The organism is Streptomyces sp. NPDC033165 (assembly GCF_055577965.1).
Map to the genome: position 1 here is coordinate 247,920 of NZ_JBVIPK010000007.1, position 16,137 is coordinate 264,056.

Here is a 16,137-nt window from a genome sequence, read left to right on the forward strand (position 1 = left end):
CGCCGCCCGTTGGCCTCTCCTGCTCTCTCCCAGTGATTCTCCCCCCGAAGGAGTGACCTCGTGATGCCCGACCTCCAGCGCCGTTCGGTGTTGAAGTCAACGGTTGCCGTCGGCAGTGCCCTCGCGGTGGGCGGGACGTTCTCCGCCCATGCCGCCGAGGCCGTTCCCGGTGGTGGTGCCGACCGGGTCCACGACGTCGTGGTGATCGGCGCGGGACTGGCGGGACTGGCCGCCGCCCGTCGGCTGGTGGCCGCCGGGCGCCGGGTGAGACTGGTCGAGGCTCGCGAGCGGCCCGGCGGCCGGGTGTGGACCGTCGGCACCCAGGGCGGCGGAACGGTCGACGGCGGGGCGCAGTTCGTCGGGCCGACCCAGAACCGTATGTACGCCCTGGCCGCCGAGTTCGGTGTACCCGTGGTGCCCACCCATCATGAGGGCGACAGCATCTTCTGGTACCGGGGCAGCCCGCTGCGCTACCCCGTGGACTCCCCGCTCCCTCCCGAGCTGGGCGGCACCGCCGTGGACCGGGCGATCGCCGAGATCGACACGCTGGCACGGGACTTCCCGGTCGGCGAGCCATGGCTGCATCCGCAGGCGGCCGAGCTGGACGCGATCTCCTTCGCGCAGTGGATCGCCCGCCGCACCTCGGACGCGGCGGCCCGACTGGTGCTGGGCCGCGTCAGCGGGTCGGCGGTGGTCTCGACCCCGCCCGAGGAGTTCTCGACCCTGTACATGATGAACTACTACGCCGCCGCCGGTGACCGGGACCATCCCGGCACCTACAACCGGTTGATGGCCACCCGGGGCGGCGCCCAGGAGAGCTTCATCGGCGGGCCGGGCGCGGCCGGGATTCCGCTGGCGATGGCGGCGGAGCTGGGCTCGCGGGTGATGTACGGGGCGCCGGTACGACACGTTTCCCGGCGCGGCCCACTGCTCCGCGTTCACACGGACCGGGGCACGTACCGGGCCCGCCGGGTGATCGTGGCCGTGCCGCCCCCGCTCTCCGCCCGGATCGGTTTCAGCCCCGAACTGCCCCGCGCCCGCCGGGGGCTGGCCGCCGGGTTCCGCATGGGCTCGATCGGCAAGTTCGTCGCCGTGTACGACCGCCCCTGGTGGCGGGAGCAAGGGCTGTCCGGGCAGGTGGTCGGCGACGGACGGCCCATCGACTGCATCTACGAGAGCCACCACGGCGATCGTCATGTGCTGCTGGGCTTCGTACGGCCGGAGGACATGCGACGGCTCGACCGGGTCCCGGAGCGGCGGTTCGTGGCGGAATGCCGTCAGTCGTTCATCGACTACTTCGGCCCCCGGGCCGCCCGCATGGCCGACTACGGCTTCGTCCGCTGGAACACCGAGGACTGGTCGCGCGGGGGCCCGGTCGCGGTGAGCGCCCCCGGGGTCCTCTCCCGGCACGGGCGCGCCCTGCGGGAGCCGGTGGGCGGCGTGCACTGGGCGGGCACGGAGACCTCCGACCACTGGCCCGGATACATGGAGGGCGCGGTCCGGTCGGGCGAGCGGGCGGCGGCGGAGGTCCTGGAGGAGATCACGCACTGAACCGGCCTCCTCCATCTGCCTCCTGATCCTCCCGACCTGCTCGATCTCTCGACAAAGAAGCGGACACTCTCATGGCTCTCTCCCAGGCGCCTTCCTCCCAGTCCCCCCTTCCCCTGGCGGGCCGGACCGCCGTGGTCACCGGCGCGAGCAGGGGCATCGGCCTCGCCGTCACCGCCGAGCTGTCCCGCCAGGGTGCCCGCGTGGCAGGCGGGGCCCGTACCCCCGGCCGGGAGCTGGCCCGGTACACGCCCCACGCCCTGGCCGTCGACCTGAGCACCCCTCAGGGGCCCGCCGACCTTGCCGCGTACGCCCTGGAAGAACTCGGGCACATCGACATCCTGGTCAACAACGTGGCGAGCACCCTTCCGCAGAAGGGCGGGTTCCTCACCATCGACGACGACCTGTGGCGGACGGAGTTCGACCTCACGTTTCTCAGCTGCGTCCGCACCAGCCGCGCATGTCTGCCGAGCCTGCTGGACCGGCGGGGCGCCATCGTCAACATCAGCTCGGCGCACGCCCGGGTGCCGCTGCCTTCGGTGGCGGCATACTCGGCGGCGAAGGCGGCCCTGACCAATCTCTCCAAGGCGCTCTCGGAGGAGTTCGCGCCGCACGGCCTCCGCGTCAACACCGTCACGCCGGGCCTGGTCCGGACGGGGGTGTGGACGGAGCCCGGGAGCGAGGGCGAGCGGCTCGCCCACGAGTCGGGGCTGTCGCTGGAGGAACTCGTGGAGTCGCTGCCGGGCGAGGCGGGGGTGAGCACGGGACAGTTCGCGGAGCCGGAGGAGGTGGCGGCCCTGGTGGCCTTCCTGGCCTCTCCGGCGGCGCCCAACCTGACGGGCGCGGATGTGGTGCTCGACGGCGGGATGATCAAGACCGTGTAGGGAGTCCGCGCCTGCCGGAAGGAGTCTTGCGCGGTCCCTTGACCGCCACGGGACTCAGGTCCGTGGTGACGCACTGATGCGCATCATCCACACTCATTGGACGGTTTCCTATGGGGTGAGGTGGATGTACCGCCAGTAGCAGCGGAGGGCTGCGGCCAGGCGCAGAAAGGCCAGGTGTTCGCCTGGATTGCGTTCATAGCGAGGGCTGAGTCCGCGGTAGCCGGATAGTCCGGAGACGGCCCGCTCTATCACCCACCGACGGCGGCCCGACCCTTCGCTGGACTCGACGCCCTTTCGGGCGATGCGCACCCCGACGGGCTTGCCGCGTAACCATTTCCGCAGGTGGAGAGTGTCGTACGCCTTGTATGCATGCAGGCGTCGGGGGTTGAAGCAGCGGCCGTGGTGAGGGGCGTGTCCCGTTGGGCGACCGGCCACCATGGGCTTCGGCTTCGCTGCCCCCCACCCGCGACGAGGTCCTCGCAATCCTCCGCAACGCCCTGCGCCATCCGCAGTGACAGAGCGATCCGCCCCGTGGCCACCTCGAACGCCTCCCGCCAGCGGGCGGGTCCATGCTGTGACCTGCGGCCACCGCCTCTTCGCCAGTCCACACAACTCGCGATGATCAACGGTGGTCGCACCCGCCTTCGCACCCGCCCCAGCCCCAGCCCCAGCCCCAGCCCACCGTGATCACGACCTACGGGCCTTCGGCGAGCAACTCCGCGAGGTGGTCAGCGAATTCGGTGAGCCCGTCCAACCGCGGTCCGCTGCGAGCGATGCGGAATCCGTGGCGGCGGGCCCAGAACGCAGCCTGGACGGCATGGAACTGGGCCCAACGCTGGACGCGTTCGCGATCGACTTCCGCGGCCTCGGCGAAGACGTCCAGGGTGCGGTGGACCGCCTTGCGCAGGTCGTCCGCGTCGAGGAGCGTCAACGCGCGCGACTTCAGCAGCGTGCCGCCGTCGTAAGCGGGATCTCCTGCATATCCCTTGGGGTCGATGGCCAGCCATGGCTCACGGTCGGCGCGCAGGATGTTCCTTGCGTGGAGGTCACCGTGGATGAGGGTGTCCGGCTGGACGCGGCCCAGCTCGCGGGTGGTCGCCGCGGCGGCGTCCACCACGTAGCGCGACAGTGCGTGCGTCAGCTCCTCAGCGTCCTTGCGCAGCTGCTCTTCCCAGACATGGGCCTGCTCCCTCAGCCGGGGCAGGCCCGGGGGCGCGGGAATGGCCAGCCGGCGACTGATCCGCCCTGCGACCGTCACAACCTCGTCGCCGTCTTCGACTCCGGCCAGGGTTGACGCCTGGACCCGCTCAAGAAGCATCGCGAACCGCTCATCGTCGCGCTCGTGCAGCAGGACCGCTCCGCGCCCGCCCCACGCCGCGAAAGCGTCGGGCTCGTGGACGTTGCCGGGGTGCGGAAATGACACCTTCAGCACGGCAGTGCCTTCGGCCCGCTGCCTCACGGGGATGATCACCCCGACGCCCCCGTGCATGACCTCCCCGTCCGGCACGCACTCCCAGCGCCCCAGCAGCTCTTCCACGATCCCGGCCAGTTCACCGAGCCACGCTGCTCCGGGCTCTCCTTCACGCTCAATGGTGCTCTGCGCAAACTCCTCCGGTATCTCGATCATCCGGGCACCTTACGCGTCTGCCTGACGCCGCCACCAAGCCCGAACCAGCCACTACCGCCGCCAGGCAGCGCCCCGGTCATGAAGATGACGATCTACAGCGGGTCAGCATTCGTTCCACCGAACGTCGGCCCGAAACCAGCCAGCGTAAAGTCAGTTCGGGCTATAATCGCAGCTCAGCGCACCCTCCCCCGCGCCTTCAGTGGCGTCGCAGGCAGCTCGGGTGCCGAAAGCGGAGGGCCGTCGTAGCCCTTGACCTCGCCGAACCGCGATCCGCTCGTCCAGTCCTCGCGGGCCCGGGCGATCTCCTCGTGGGAGCGGCCGATGAAGTTCCAGAACATCACGATCTCCTCCTCGAAGGGCTCGCCGCCGAGCAGCATCAGGCTCGCGTCGGAGACAGCGCGGAGCGGCAGTTCGGTGCGGCCGCAGCCGAGGTAGAGCATCGAGCCGGGCAGCACGGGGACACCGTCGACCTCGGCCTCGCCGGACATCGACAGGACCGCGTACTCGAAGTCGGGGTCCAGCGGCAGGCGGGCTTCGGCTCCCCCGGTCAGGGAGACGTCGGCGCCGACGATGGGGGTGTAGGCGGTGCCGGGCGAGGCCGCTCCGTCGAGTTCGCCGAGGATGACGGTGGCGGTGAGGCCGGGGGCGGTGACGGCGGGCAGATCCGTGTGGTGCTGGAAGTGGGGCTCGACGTCACGGTGGGCGTCGGGGAGGGCGACCCAGAGCTGGGCACCGTGCAGAAACCTGGCGTGCCGCTTCGGGCTCTCCTCGGAGTGGCTGATGGCCCGGCCGGAGGTCATCAGGCCCAGTTCCCGGGGGCGTACCGTCTGCAGGCTGCCCAGGCTGTCCCGGTGCAGGACCTCTCCGTCGTGGAGCCAGCTCACGGTCTGGAGCCCCATGTGGGGGTGCGGCGGAACCTGCATCCCGGGTTCGTCGGCAATGTCGTCGGGGCCGTAGTGGTCGACGAAGGCCCAGGCGCCGACCATGCGCCTGCCGAGGTTGGGGAGCAGGCGGCGGACCTCGGTGGACTCACCGAGCTGGACGCGGCGGGGGGCGAGGAGTTCGCGGACCGGCTCGGCGACGACGAAGCCGCGCCCTCCGCAGACGGAGGGAGTGGCCTGGCGATCGAGATTGCTCATGGCGCTCAACCTATTCCCGTGGGCGCGCGGAGTGCCGGGTCCCACGCCAGAATTTTAGTGGAATGTTCAATCATTCTGCGGTGTTGTCATCGCTGAACGTACGGCGGGGCGGCTCTCCCAGGGGCCCGCACCACTCAAAGCAGGACAGATGGACGAGACCTACTACGAATTCGGCACGGCCGCCGAGCGGTGGGACCGGGCGCAGCTGTTCTTCGAGGCCAAGGAGTACCTGACGGCCGCCCTGATCCTGGGCGGACTCGTCGAGGAGGCGCCGGAGCAGGTCGCGCCGCGGCTGCTGCTGGCCCGCTCCTACTATCACTCCGCACGGCTGGGCAAGGCCGAACAGGAACTGCGGGCCGTCCTGGAACTGGACCCGGTGGAGGCTTACGCCCGGCTCATGCTGGGCCGGACGCTGGAGCGCCAGGGGCGGCCCTCCGACGCGGCGCCGCATCTGCGGATGGCCGCCGCGTTCGCCGGTGACTTCGGCCCGGGGACCGATCGCCCCTGAGCCGCCGTTCCGTACAGCGGGCCGGGCCCGCGCCTCTCCAGCGCGGGCCCGCACTCCTTATACCCGCCGGTACGGGCATCGGAGAGCTCAGCGCCACGGCCTCCGTCTACGAGGGCGCCGAGCCCGCCCGGCACGCCTACCGCGTCAAGGAGGACGTCGACCGGGCGCGCGGGCGCCGACCGGCCGGGGTGCACGCGGGCGCCTACGCCCTGCCCGCCGACGAGCAGGGCCGCCCCGGCCGCACCCTGATCCTCCGGAAGGGAGACCTCCTGCTCTCGGTGTCCGCGTACGCTCCGCACGGAAGTGAGGAGCGAGACGTGGACGTACAGGAGAGCCTCGCGAGGATCGTCGAGAACACGGCGCGGCGCATGGAGGGCGGCCTCCGCGATCAGGACGCTCCGACCACGGCTCCTTCTTTCGCCTCCTGACGCCCCGCTCCCGAGGCGGGCGTCAGGAGCCGCTCCGTGAGGTAGCCGAAGATCAGGCCGAAGCCGCTCCAGAACGTGACCTGGACGGCGAGCGTCGAGAGCCGGAACTTCCACAGCAGGCTGGCCGGGAAGTCCTTGCCGACCTCGTCGAACGAGGGCAGGAAGGCATGGGCGAGGCCGATCACGACGACGAAACCGGCGGCCGCCGCGATGGTCGCGTTCCAGTTGCCCAGGCCGGGGGCGAGCCGCTTGCCGACGATGACGGCGGCGACGGCCAGCAGCACGCTGAGGGCGACCATCAGGAAGAACAGGGTGGTGCGCTGCCCGATGGTGTCGGGGTTGCCGACGGCCGGCGGGTTCGCCGGGTACTTCAGGAACGGCACGATGTAGACGGTGAGCAGGGCCGCTCCCGCGATCAGTGCGGCCGTGGCCCGCGGGCCGAAGTTGCCGATACGGCCCAGCGCGTACGAGACCACGAGGGCGGCGATCCCGCCCGCCGCGACGCCGAAGACCAGGAGGGCCGTGGCGAGTCCGCCGGTGGCCTGCATGGTGCGGCTGACCAACTCCTCTTCCTCGCCCCCGCCGTGGCCGGCGTGGCTGTGGGTCTCTTCCAGGGCGATGGCGGCGTCCACCTGGGACTCACCGAGGAAGTAGGCGACGGCGAGCGCGAGTGCGCCCGCGATCAGCCCCGCGAGCATGCCGCGCACGAGCAGAGCTCTGACAGATATGGAGTTCACGATGTATCCCTGATTTCTCGGTTTCTCTTGCTTCCCGTGCCCGCTGAATCCCTGAGTGCCTCAGGTGCCTCAGGTGCCTCAGTGGCAGGGGAAACCGAGCAGGTGACGGCCGTCGTGGACCCATTCGTGGACGCCCTCGCCCGAGATGAGCGCGGTGGCGCCCTGTTCGGCGCCGACGAAGTAGAGCAGGACGAGCATGAGAATGCCGAAGAAGACCGCCCATGGGGCGATGGCCTTCGCCGAGATCGGGGTGATCGCCGATGCCCCCGTGGCGGGAGCGGCGGACTGTGCCATGGCAGAACCTCCTGTGGGAACACGCGTCCCTGTAGTGGTGCCCCGGACGAAGGTGCTGGGTCTGACTTCCCGCAGGAGTGCGGGTACACAGTGGCGCGACCGTGCCGGATTCTCACCGGACTTCCGTCACACCGTCGTCATGGTCGACCAGACCATACCGTCTGTACGCAGGCACCGCCATGGTCCAATCTGCGGGTCCGCGGAGCGCGGATTCCCTGGCGGAACAGGGCCCTGGGGCCCGTGTTGCAGGAGTGAGGACAGGGCATGACGATACGGGTGATGTTGGCCTCACCGGCGATGAACGCGGCCTTGAGGGAGGCCCGCTTCGACGGCGACGCCCCGCTGGACCGGTCCGGCCGGGAGCTCGCGGAGGCGGCGGCCGGTGCGGTGCCGGAGGCCGGGGTCCAGCTGAGCGGCCCGTCCACGCGGTGCCTCGGGACCGCCGCCGCGCTCGGGCTGGCGGCCGTGGTGACCGAACCGGCCCTGGCGGGCTGGAACCTGGGGCGCTGGACCGGCCGTCGGCTCGACGAGGTGGGCGCGGCCGAACCGGCGGAGGTGGCGGACTGGCTCGGCGACCCGTCGGCGGCCCCGCACGGAGGCGAATCGCTGCGGGACCTGGTGGAGCGGACCGGGGCGTGCCTGGAGACCCTCCAGGGTTCAGGCGGCGGGAGCGGCGGGAGCCTCCTCGCGGTCGTCGAACCCTCGGTGGTCCGGGCGGCGGTCGTCCACGGTCTGCGGCTGCCCCTGGAGGCGTTCTGGCGACTGGACGTCGCCCCGCTCTCGCTGACCGAACTCAGCGGGAGGCCGGGCCGCTGGAACGTACGGCTGGGACGCCCCCTGACCGCCTCCACCCCCGGACCGTCCGTTGACTGACCGTCATCAGCCTTCGTTCTCGGCCCAGTCGGGCCGCACCAGCACCGCCGTGACGGCGATTCCCTCCTCGATGCGCCAGCGCCCCTCCAGCACCGTCGGCAGCGCCGGGTCGGTCCGCAGCAACCGGGCGGCGAAGGAGCCCTCGGCCACTCCGTCCTTCGTGCTGCCGTCCACCCCGCCTTCTGCCTGGCGGAACGTCAGATCGGCTTCTCTGAAGTCAAGTTCGAGTCGGGTGACCGGGTACCAGACCTTGAAGACGCTCTCCTTGGCACTGAACAGAACGCGGTCCCAGTGGATGGCGTCCGTGCCTTCCGGCGCGGGAGGGCCGATCCGCTCGCGTTCGGCGGGCAGGGCGACCAACTCCCGTACGTCGATGGGGAGCGGGGCGTGCGGCTCCGCGTCGATGCCCAGTGACAACACGTCCGCGGCCCGCGCCAGCGCGGCCGCTCGGTAGCCGCCGCAGTGGGTGAGGCTGCCGACGATGCCCTCGGGCCACAGCGGCCTCCCCCGGTGGCCGTGGAGCACGGGGGCCGGGGGCAGGCCGAGCCCGGCCATGGCGCGGCGGGCGCAGGCGCGCGCCGTCGCGAAGTCGTTCCTTCGCTTGGCGACGCTCTTGGCGACCAGCGCCTCCTCCTCGGAGAAGAGGGTTCCGTCCGGGACGGTCTCCGCGCGGGTGGCGGCGCAGGAGACGTCGGCGGGCAACAGCCGCTCGATCACGAGGAGCCTCCGGGGGTGTGGCGCCGGGCGGACGGTTCGGCGCCGGTCGTGACGGTGGGGGCGGGCTCTCCCTCGTACGGGAGGATCTGGCGCAACAGTCCGCGCGGGTGGCCGCGGTCGCGCCACTCCCGGGGGTAGCCGATGGAGACCTCTTCGAAGCGCACCCCGTCGTACCAGGTCGTACGGGGGATGTGGAGGTGGCCGTAGACGACGGCCGTGACGTTGAAGCGGCGGTGCCAGTCGGCGGTAAGTTCGGTGCCGCACCACTGGGCGAACTCCGGATACCACATCACCGACGTGGGTTCCCTGACGAGCGGCCAGTGTCCGGCGAGGACGAGGGGTATCTCGGGGTCGTGCTGCGCGAGTCGGCGCTCGGTCAGGGCCACCCGGTCGCGGCACCAGTCGTCGCGGGCCGGGTAGGGGTCCGGGTGGAGGAGGTATTCGTCGTTGCAGACGATCCCGGCCTCGTGGGCGACGGCCAGCGACTCCTCCTTCGTGTGCGTGCCCGGGGCGCGGAAGGTGTAGTCGTACAGGAGGAAGAGCGGTGCCACCGCCACCGGTCCTTCAGGGCCGGGCCAGAGCGGGAAGGGGTCCTCGGGGGTGGTCACTCCGAGGCTCCGGCACAGCTCGACGAGGTAGGTGTAGCGGGCCTCGCCGCGCAGTTGGACCGGGTCCTTGTCGAGCGTCCACAGCTCGTGGTTGCCGGGGGTCCAGATGACGTGGGCGAAGCGTTCCGCAAGGAGTTCGAGCGCCCACCGGATGTCCTCGGGGCGCTCGGCCACATCGCCCGCGACGATCAGCCAGTCGGCGTCGGAGGTGGGGTGCAGGGACTCCACGATGGGCCGGTTGTCGGTGACCGCCGCGTGCAGATCGCTCACGGCCAGCAGGCGGCCCGCGCCCGGCGGTCGGGGCCCCTCACCGGGGGGCGGAACGGCGGCGGGAGCACCGTGCGGTGCGGGGTCGCTCGGAGCAGTCATGGGCGCTGGTTCCCGATCTGTCGGCAGTCGTCCGGCCCCGTCCGCACGGTACGGCGCCGCTGGGAATGTAGCCTCTCACGCCGGTCCGACACTTCCCCCGGGGTTGCGGCCCGTCACTTCTGCGCGCGGCGGGAGTTGAGTTCGTTCACCGCTCCGAGCGCGTCGCCGATCGTCGTGTAGTCGACCGCGATGAAGGTCACCGGGCTGCCGCGTTCCGCCTCGCAGGCGCGAGCCCGTTCCAGGACCCATTCGCGGTGGTTGACCTGCCCGGCGTCCAGGCGGCTGCCGCCCCCGTCGGTGATGAAGTGGTTGAGCAGGAAGAGCCGTTTGCCGGTGCCGCCGCGGTTCGGCTCGCACGTCATGTCGGAGGGGCTGCGGAAGGCGAACGGGGTCTCCATTCCGTACCGGTAGAAGTTGCGGTACCAGGGTGCCGGTCCGTCGGCCTTCTCGGCGAAGACGACCAGCCGTCGACCGCTGTCGATCATCTCCGCCAGCGTGGGCCACGGTTCGTCCGGGTTCTCCGCGGGGGTGTGCAGGAGGTCGTCGAGACCTGCCGCGCGGAACGCCTTCTCGGTGTCCTCGGCGCTGATGTCGTCCTGGATGATCAGCGTCACGATCTCGGTGGGGTGCGCGCGGAGCCAGTCGCCGATGCCGGTCAGGGCCGGGACCAGTTCGATGGCTCCGGCGCGGCAGACGCTGTGGCAGAGCCAGAGGCCCTCGCGCGGCGGGTTGGCCCGGTCGACGGCGCCGGCGATCAGCCGCCGCTGTTCGGGGGTGAACTCGGGGTCGTCGAGCCGTGCCGCGATGTCCTGCGGGCTCTCCCAGCGGTAGGTGTCCAGTTGGAGGGCCCGGACACCGGTGTTGAGCTGGGTGGTGATGTCGGGGTCCTGGAGGGGGCCGATGAACCGGTCGGCCGTGGTGGACATGGCGTTGTGGGAGGTGAGGTGGGCGACCTCGTCGTAGCGCAGCTCGCACAGGCGGCTGCTGCCCTGGCAGTGGCGGGGCGCGGACGGGCCGAACACGGGCGGCACGATCAGGACTCCGGCCAGTGCGGCGCAGGCCACGCCCGCCGCCGTACCGCGCACCACGGTCTGGGTCGGGGGCAGCGGCCGGCCCGGGCGTACCAGGAGCGCCCAGCCCGCGCCGGTGAGGAGCGCGCCGCCGACGAGGGCCACGAGGGCGGCACCGAGACCGGTGACCATCACCTGGTCCACGGCGGTGCGCTGGAGGTCGTCGACGAGGGCGGTGACGCTCGGGGCCCAGGAGGACGGCGTGGTGAGGAACCGTCCTCCGGTGATCAGGCGGGCCAGGACGACGGTCGCGGCGGTCAGGGCGCCTCCACAGGCGAGCGCCTGGCCCAGCCGCATCAGCCGTCGGGCCGGGGCTGCGGGACCGGTGAACCAGAGCGTCGTGAGAGCGGCGAGGGCCAGGATGACGGCGAGGATCTGGACCAGGGGCAGGAACCGGATGCCGTCGCGTGCCCGCTCCAGGGCCGTGAGGTCGTTCCCGGCGGCGGTCAGGGTGCCGGTGAGGTCCCACGCACCGCCCTGGAGCGTGCTGCGGAGGCCGGCCGCGGCATTCCGTGAGCTGTCGGAGAGGACGGCCGCGACGGTGGCCGCCAGGGCGGTGGACACGTCCCCTTCCGCCAGGGCCACCTCGACCTCGGGGCGCAAGGCGGCCCGCTCCTGCCCTGGGGCGGCCGCCAGCAGGGCGTCGGCGGCCCGGTCGGCCTGCTCGTCGGTGAGCGCCAGGGCGGGCAGCGCGGGCGCCCGGCCCTCCTTCAGCTCGTCGAGCGCGGAGTTGAGGTCGGCGGTGAAGCGGTCGAAGTCCGGCTGGTCGCGTCCCTGGAGGTTGGCCACCAGGTCGCCGAAGTAGATACGGGCGAGGTCGGCGAGGTTCTCCAGCACCGGGGTGATGTCCACCCGCAGCCGCAGTTCGTCGTCCTCGCCGCGCAGATAGCCGGTGACCGCGTGGATCTGCTGGTCGGTGAGCGCCCGCACGGTGTCGGGCGGCAGTACGACCTTGATGTTGGACGTCACCAGCGCCTCGGGCACGGGCAGGCGGGCCAGCAGATCACGGGTGACGGGCGAGAGTTCGGGGTCGACGAGCACTTCGCTGTAGAGCCGGCCGTACGCCGACTCCTCGTCAAGTACGGCCTGGTAGAAGCCGGGCGAGGCGGCGGTGCCGCGAACGGTGGCGGTCAGGGCGACGGTCGTCACGCACAGCGCGGCGAGCAGGAAGGCGACCACCGGAACGAGAGGGCCGGGCCGGAGCTGGGCGGGCCCCTGCCCGGACCGGAGCGGGTTCGTGTTCGGTTCGGCGCTCACCCCATCAGCCTAGGCGGAATATCCCATTCCATGCGTGGGTGATGAGATCCGTTCCATGGAGGAGTCCCCTGCGCGCTCCGTTCACCTGGCCGTGCTGATGACGAGTCACGACCACCGTGCGAGGACGCTGTCCGCGCTGCGCGCCCTGGAGGAGCAGCGCGGGCTCCCCGCCGGGACGACGCTCGGCGTGCATCTGGTCGACATCGGCAGCACCGACGGTACGCCGGAGGCGGTACGGCTGCGGTATCCGGCCGTGGAGGTCATGACGGTGGGCCCGGGCGTCCTCCGCAGCCAGGCGCTGCGCATCGCGAGCCGCAACAGCCGGAGCGGGGGCGGAGGCGGGGGCCCGCTCGGCGCGCCGGGCGGACCGAGCCACACGTGGACGCATCAGCTGTGGCTCGACGACGGCGTCGAACTGCACCCGGACGCGCTCGCGACCCTGCTGGGGACGGCGGAGGCGGTCGGACCCGACGCGGTCGTCGTGGGCGCGGTCCGCAACGCGTACGGGGACACCGTGTACTCCGGGCGGCGGGGCAGGTCCCTGGCGCTCGTCGAGCCCGGCGAGTACCGGCCCGAGCGCTGCGACACCTACGACGGCCGGGTGGTGCTGCTGTCCCGTGCCGTGTACGACCTGGTCGGGGACCCCGACAAGGTCTTCCGCCACCGGATGGGCGACTACGACCACGGGTGCCGCGCCCGGCGGGCCGGGGTGCCCGCGTTCGTCGCCCCCGGCCACGCCGGCGCGTGCGCGGACGGCCCGGACACCCCCGGTTCGCGGGAACCGGGCATCGGCGTCCGGGAGGCGCTGCGCCGGGTGACGTCCGTACGGGAACTGCCGCCCCGTCAGTGGTGCCTCTACTGCCTGCGCCACACCTGGCCGTGGGCGCCACTGCTGATGCTCTCCCCGTACGCACGGACCGCGGCCCGAGCCACCCTCGGACGGTGGCGGGGGTGAGACGGACCGTACGAGCTCAGCTCCGCTCGGCGGCGAGGGGAGCGGCGGAACGGCCGGCGGGGGGCGGCGGCACGGTGGGGTGACCCGCGGCGGTGCGGACGGGGGCGGAGGTGATCGGCTCGGGTTTCACGGGGCTGGGGGCGGGAGCGGGGGCGACCGGTGTGAGCCTCGCGAGGGCGGGGGCCCCGGGCCCGGACGGGGCGGCAGGCGCGAGCCGGGTGCCGCTCGGGGCGGGGGCCGTGGGCGTGGCGCCCTTGGTGCGTCCCGTCGGGGTGCGCCGGGCGGCGGGGCGGGGCGGAGCGGAGTACGCCGGGATCCTCAGCAGGGCGAGCACGGCGGCCACGGTCCCGGCCGACGGTACGAGGAGGAGGGCGGGGTGCAGCACCCGCGCGTACACCAGCGTTCCGGCCGCCACCGACACGCCCGCCCAGAGGGCCAGGAGGATCGCCGTCCCCGGCACGGTGACGCGGACCCGGCGCAGTCGGTGCGCGATGTGGTCGTCCGCGTCCCGCAGCGGGGAACGCCCGGCGCGGCGGCGGGAGATCACGACGAGGGCGGCGTCGGCGAGGGCGACCGTCGCCAGCACCGGCAGCGCGGCCCACACGGCGCGCCCGGACGGGGCGGCCGCCTGGATCAGCGCACCGGAGGACGCCAGGACGAATCCGGTGAACTGCGCGCCGCACCCGCCGAGGTGGAGGCGAGCGGGGCGCCAGTTGTGGGGCAGGAAGCCGATGAGGCCCGCGGCCAGGGCGGCCGGGAGGAGGGCCGGTCCGGTACCGCCGTCGAGAGCCGCGCAGGCGAGCAGCCCGGAGGCGGTGACGATGCCGACAGCGGGCAGGGCCCCGTCGGAGTGGTCCAGCAGGGCGAAGGCGTTGGTGACGAGGACGATCCAGAGCACGGCCAGGACGCCCGCCGCCGGTGACAGATCCGCGAGGCAGACGACGAGGACCGCGGCCGCCCACTGAACGGCGAGGCGGAGGGCGGCCCACAGCGGCTTCAGGTCGTGGACCAGCCCGAGTGCGGCCACGATCGCGGCCCCGGCGAGCATCCCCGCCACCGGGTCCGCGGAGCCGTCCACCGCGCCGAGCCACAGGGCCCCGCCGGCCGCCGTACCGACACCGAGGACGACCGTCGCGCCGCCCGCGGCCCGGCGCCGGGTCCGTGGGGTCCGCCCGCCGGGTTCGTACGGGACGGGGGGCCGGAGCGCCGCGCGGCGGGCGCCCTTGGCGAGTACGACCGTGATGAACAGCGCGGCCACACCGGAGGCGATGATCCCCAGCACGTTCACCTGCCCTGCCTTTCCTCGTCGGGGACACGGGACGCCACTCGGGTGGCGTTTCTCCCCAACCTACGGGCCAATGTCCCCATACATCCCAAATAACACGAAAAGGGGCACGCATTGTTCTGGCGCCACCCCGCCACCGCGCCACCCCGCCTTCTGCCGCACCGGCGACCGCAGGCAGGGGGCAGTGCGCCGTCAGACCCAAGTGGTCCTCTCGCGGGAGGAGTTGAAGCGGCCCGGTAGTCGCGCCACGGGCCGGTCGGGGGGCAGACTCAGGAGGCCTGCACTCCGGCCACGAAAGTCCTCAGGATCTCGATGGCCCCGATCCGCGACGGGTCCACCCGGTGCGGGTCGTCACCCAGGACCACCAGGTCGGCGCGGCTGCCGGGGGTCAGAGCGCCCGCCGTGTGCTCCCAGTGGCAGGCACGGGCTCCGGCGACCGTGTAGGCGCGCAGCGCCTCGTCGACGGTGACGGCCTCGTCGGGACCGATCGGGCGGCCCGAGGCGGAGGTGCGTTCGACCATGAACTGGATCGCCCGCAGCGGTGAGCCGTCCGTGACGGGCCGGTCGGAGCTGCCGACCAGGGCGACCCCGTGATCCAGGAAGCCCCGGCCCCGGTACATCCAGCCGGACCGCTCCTCCCCCATCACCGCCGCGTAGTCGTCACCGAAGGAGCGCAGGAAGTTGGGCTGGATCACGGCGCTCACACCGAGGGCCGCGAAGCGGGGCAGCTGGTCGGGCCGGATCAGCCCCGCGTGCTCGATACGGTGGCGGGCGTCCGGCCGGGGCCGCCGTTTCTGGGCCCGTTCCAGGGCGCCCAGGGCGAGGTCGGCGGCGCGGTCACCGATGGCGTGGACGGCGAGCTGCCATCCGGCGAGGTGCCCGTCGACGATGAGGGCGGTCAGGCGCTCGGGGTCGTCCTGGAACCGGCCGGTGTTGCCGGTCGTACCCTCGTACGGGGAGGTCAGCGCGGCCGTACGCGCCATCATCCCGCCGTCGGTGTAGATCTTGAGCGCGCCCAGCGACAGCCAGTCGTCGCCGAACCCGGTGCGCAGGCCGAGGTCCAGGGCCCGGGTGAAGCCGTCGTCGGCGTGCGCGGCGCGCGGCCGCAGGGTGTCGCCGGAGGCCATGAGCTGGACCCGCAGGGGCAGGCGGCCCCGGTCCCGCAGCAGTTGGTAGGCGCCGAGTTCGACGGGGCTGTGGCCGAGGAGGCCACCGCCGATGCCCGCCTCGGCGCAGGCCGTGACGCCCTCGTCGAGACAGCCGCGGGCGGCCAGTTCGATCGCGTCGGCCAGCTCCTCCTGCGAGTAGGGCAGCCGCAGCCCGCGGGCGGCGGTCATGGCGCTCTCGGCGAGGAAACCCCGCTCGTGCGGGATCTCGGCCGGCAGCAGCTCCAGCACGGCGGTGTTGACCACGCAGGCGTGCCCGGAGTCGTGCATCAGGAAGACCTTGCGACCGTGGCTGACCCGGTCCAGCTCGGCGGCGGTGAGGTGGCGGCCCAGCGCCCGCTGGTCGTACCCGGCGAGCTCCACCCAGGCGCCGGACGGGGCTGGTCGCCGGGCGGCCGCGTCCACCACGGCGAGGATGTCCTCGACCCGCTCGCACGGTGCGACGCTCGGCGTCCCGGCCTTCAACCCGGCCCAGGCCAGGTGGACATGGCTGTCGATGAAGCCGGGCAGTACGGTGGCGCCGCCGAGGTCGAGGACCTCGCGGGCGGGCAGGGAGGTCACCGCCTCGTCCACGCCGACGATCCGCCCCCGCCAGATGCCGAGGTCGTGGGCGACCGGGTGGCGCGGGTCCATCGTGAGGATGTGAGCGTTCGTCAGCCTCGTGCAGAGCAT

General features: G+C 72.5%; 14 protein-coding genes and 1 pseudogene. 5 read left to right on the forward strand and 10 right to left on the reverse strand.

Annotation, left to right across the window (positions count from 1 at the left end; translation table 11 throughout):
- The first annotated feature begins 63 nt into the window (after nucleotides 1-63).
- Both ACZ5WC_RS19135 and ACZ5WC_RS19140 read left to right on the forward strand, forming a co-directional pair.
- Complete coding sequence (locus ACZ5WC_RS19135; RefSeq protein ID WP_468541892.1) at nucleotides 64-1,551, forward strand: flavin monoamine oxidase family protein; 1,488 nt, start codon at nucleotides 64-66, stop codon at nucleotides 1,549-1,551.
- 71 nt (nucleotides 1,552-1,622) lie between these two features.
- Nucleotides 1,623-2,432, forward strand: coding sequence for an oxidoreductase (locus ACZ5WC_RS19140; protein WP_468541893.1), 810 nt, complete (start codon nucleotides 1,623-1,625; stop codon nucleotides 2,430-2,432).
- 108 nt (nucleotides 2,433-2,540) lie between these two features.
- On the opposite strand, the pseudogene ACZ5WC_RS19145 reads toward ACZ5WC_RS19140, so the two are convergent.
- The 3 genes and pseudogenes from ACZ5WC_RS19145 to ACZ5WC_RS19155 all read right to left on the reverse strand — a co-directional run.
- Nucleotides 2,541-2,876, reverse strand: a pseudogene (locus ACZ5WC_RS19145) (IS5/IS1182 family transposase); the annotation flags it as partial.
- Between the two features lie 250 nt (nucleotides 2,877-3,126).
- On the reverse strand, nucleotides 3,127-4,059 hold the full coding sequence (locus ACZ5WC_RS19150; RefSeq protein ID WP_468541894.1) for an aminoglycoside phosphotransferase family protein: 933 nt from the start codon (nucleotides 4,057-4,059) through the stop codon (nucleotides 3,127-3,129).
- 173 nt (nucleotides 4,060-4,232) lie between these two features.
- Nucleotides 4,233-5,198, reverse strand: a complete 966-nt coding sequence (locus ACZ5WC_RS19155) for a pirin family protein (protein ID WP_468541895.1) — start codon at nucleotides 5,196-5,198, stop codon at nucleotides 4,233-4,235.
- A gap of 148 nt (nucleotides 5,199-5,346) precedes the next feature.
- Between ACZ5WC_RS19155 and ACZ5WC_RS19160 the strand changes: the two genes are divergently transcribed.
- Nucleotides 5,347-5,706, forward strand: coding sequence for a tetratricopeptide repeat protein (locus ACZ5WC_RS19160; RefSeq protein WP_468541896.1), 360 nt, complete (start codon nucleotides 5,347-5,349; stop codon nucleotides 5,704-5,706).
- A gap of 388 nt (nucleotides 5,707-6,094) precedes the next feature.
- Here ACZ5WC_RS19160 and ACZ5WC_RS19165 read toward each other — a convergent pair whose 3' ends face one another.
- Together ACZ5WC_RS19165 and ACZ5WC_RS19170 are read right to left on the reverse strand one after the other, a co-directional pair.
- Nucleotides 6,095-6,871: a CbtA family protein gene (locus ACZ5WC_RS19165; RefSeq protein ID WP_468541897.1), complete on the reverse strand. Its 777-nt coding sequence runs from the start codon at nucleotides 6,869-6,871 to the stop codon at nucleotides 6,095-6,097.
- Between the two features lie 78 nt (nucleotides 6,872-6,949).
- Nucleotides 6,950-7,165, reverse strand: coding sequence for a CbtB domain-containing protein (locus ACZ5WC_RS19170; RefSeq protein ID WP_468541898.1), 216 nt, complete (start codon nucleotides 7,163-7,165; stop codon nucleotides 6,950-6,952).
- 264 nt (nucleotides 7,166-7,429) lie between these two features.
- Here ACZ5WC_RS19170 and ACZ5WC_RS19175 point away from each other — a divergent pair, with 264 nt between their 5' ends.
- Nucleotides 7,430-8,038: a histidine phosphatase family protein gene (locus ACZ5WC_RS19175; RefSeq protein ID WP_468541899.1), complete on the forward strand. Its 609-nt coding sequence runs from the start codon at nucleotides 7,430-7,432 to the stop codon at nucleotides 8,036-8,038.
- A gap of 6 nt (nucleotides 8,039-8,044) precedes the next feature.
- Here the strand turns inward: ACZ5WC_RS19175 and ACZ5WC_RS19180 are convergent, their stop codons facing one another.
- The 3 genes from ACZ5WC_RS19180 to ACZ5WC_RS19190 all read right to left on the reverse strand — a co-directional run bounded on the left by ACZ5WC_RS19180 (nucleotide 8,045) and on the right by ACZ5WC_RS19190 (nucleotide 12,059).
- Nucleotides 8,045-8,755, reverse strand: coding sequence for a 4'-phosphopantetheinyl transferase family protein (locus tag ACZ5WC_RS19180; protein ID WP_468541900.1), 711 nt, complete (start codon nucleotides 8,753-8,755; stop codon nucleotides 8,045-8,047).
- Complete coding sequence (locus tag ACZ5WC_RS19185; RefSeq protein WP_468541901.1) at nucleotides 8,752-9,732, reverse strand: metallophosphoesterase family protein; 981 nt, start codon at nucleotides 9,730-9,732, stop codon at nucleotides 8,752-8,754. Before ACZ5WC_RS19185 ends, ACZ5WC_RS19180 begins: the two co-directional genes overlap by 4 nt.
- Before the next feature lie 113 nt (nucleotides 9,733-9,845).
- Nucleotides 9,846-12,059, reverse strand: a complete 2,214-nt coding sequence (locus ACZ5WC_RS19190; RefSeq protein ID WP_468541902.1) for a PI-PLC domain-containing protein — start codon at nucleotides 12,057-12,059, stop codon at nucleotides 9,846-9,848.
- 55 nt (nucleotides 12,060-12,114) lie between these two features.
- Here ACZ5WC_RS19190 and ACZ5WC_RS19195 point away from each other — a divergent pair, with 55 nt between their 5' ends.
- A complete protein-coding gene (locus ACZ5WC_RS19195) occupies nucleotides 12,115-13,014 on the forward strand; it encodes a glycosyltransferase family 2 protein (protein WP_468541903.1) in 900 nt (299 codons plus the stop codon).
- A gap of 16 nt (nucleotides 13,015-13,030) precedes the next feature.
- Here the strand turns inward: ACZ5WC_RS19195 and ACZ5WC_RS19200 are convergent, their stop codons facing one another.
- Nucleotides 13,031-14,302 (reverse strand): MraY family glycosyltransferase, encoded by a 1,272-nt coding sequence (locus tag ACZ5WC_RS19200; protein WP_468541904.1) that lies wholly within the window; start codon nucleotides 14,300-14,302, stop codon nucleotides 13,031-13,033.
- A gap of 266 nt (nucleotides 14,303-14,568) precedes the next feature.
- Entirely contained in the window at nucleotides 14,569-16,137 is a 1,569-nt protein-coding gene (locus tag ACZ5WC_RS19205) for an amidohydrolase (protein ID WP_468541905.1), read from the reverse strand.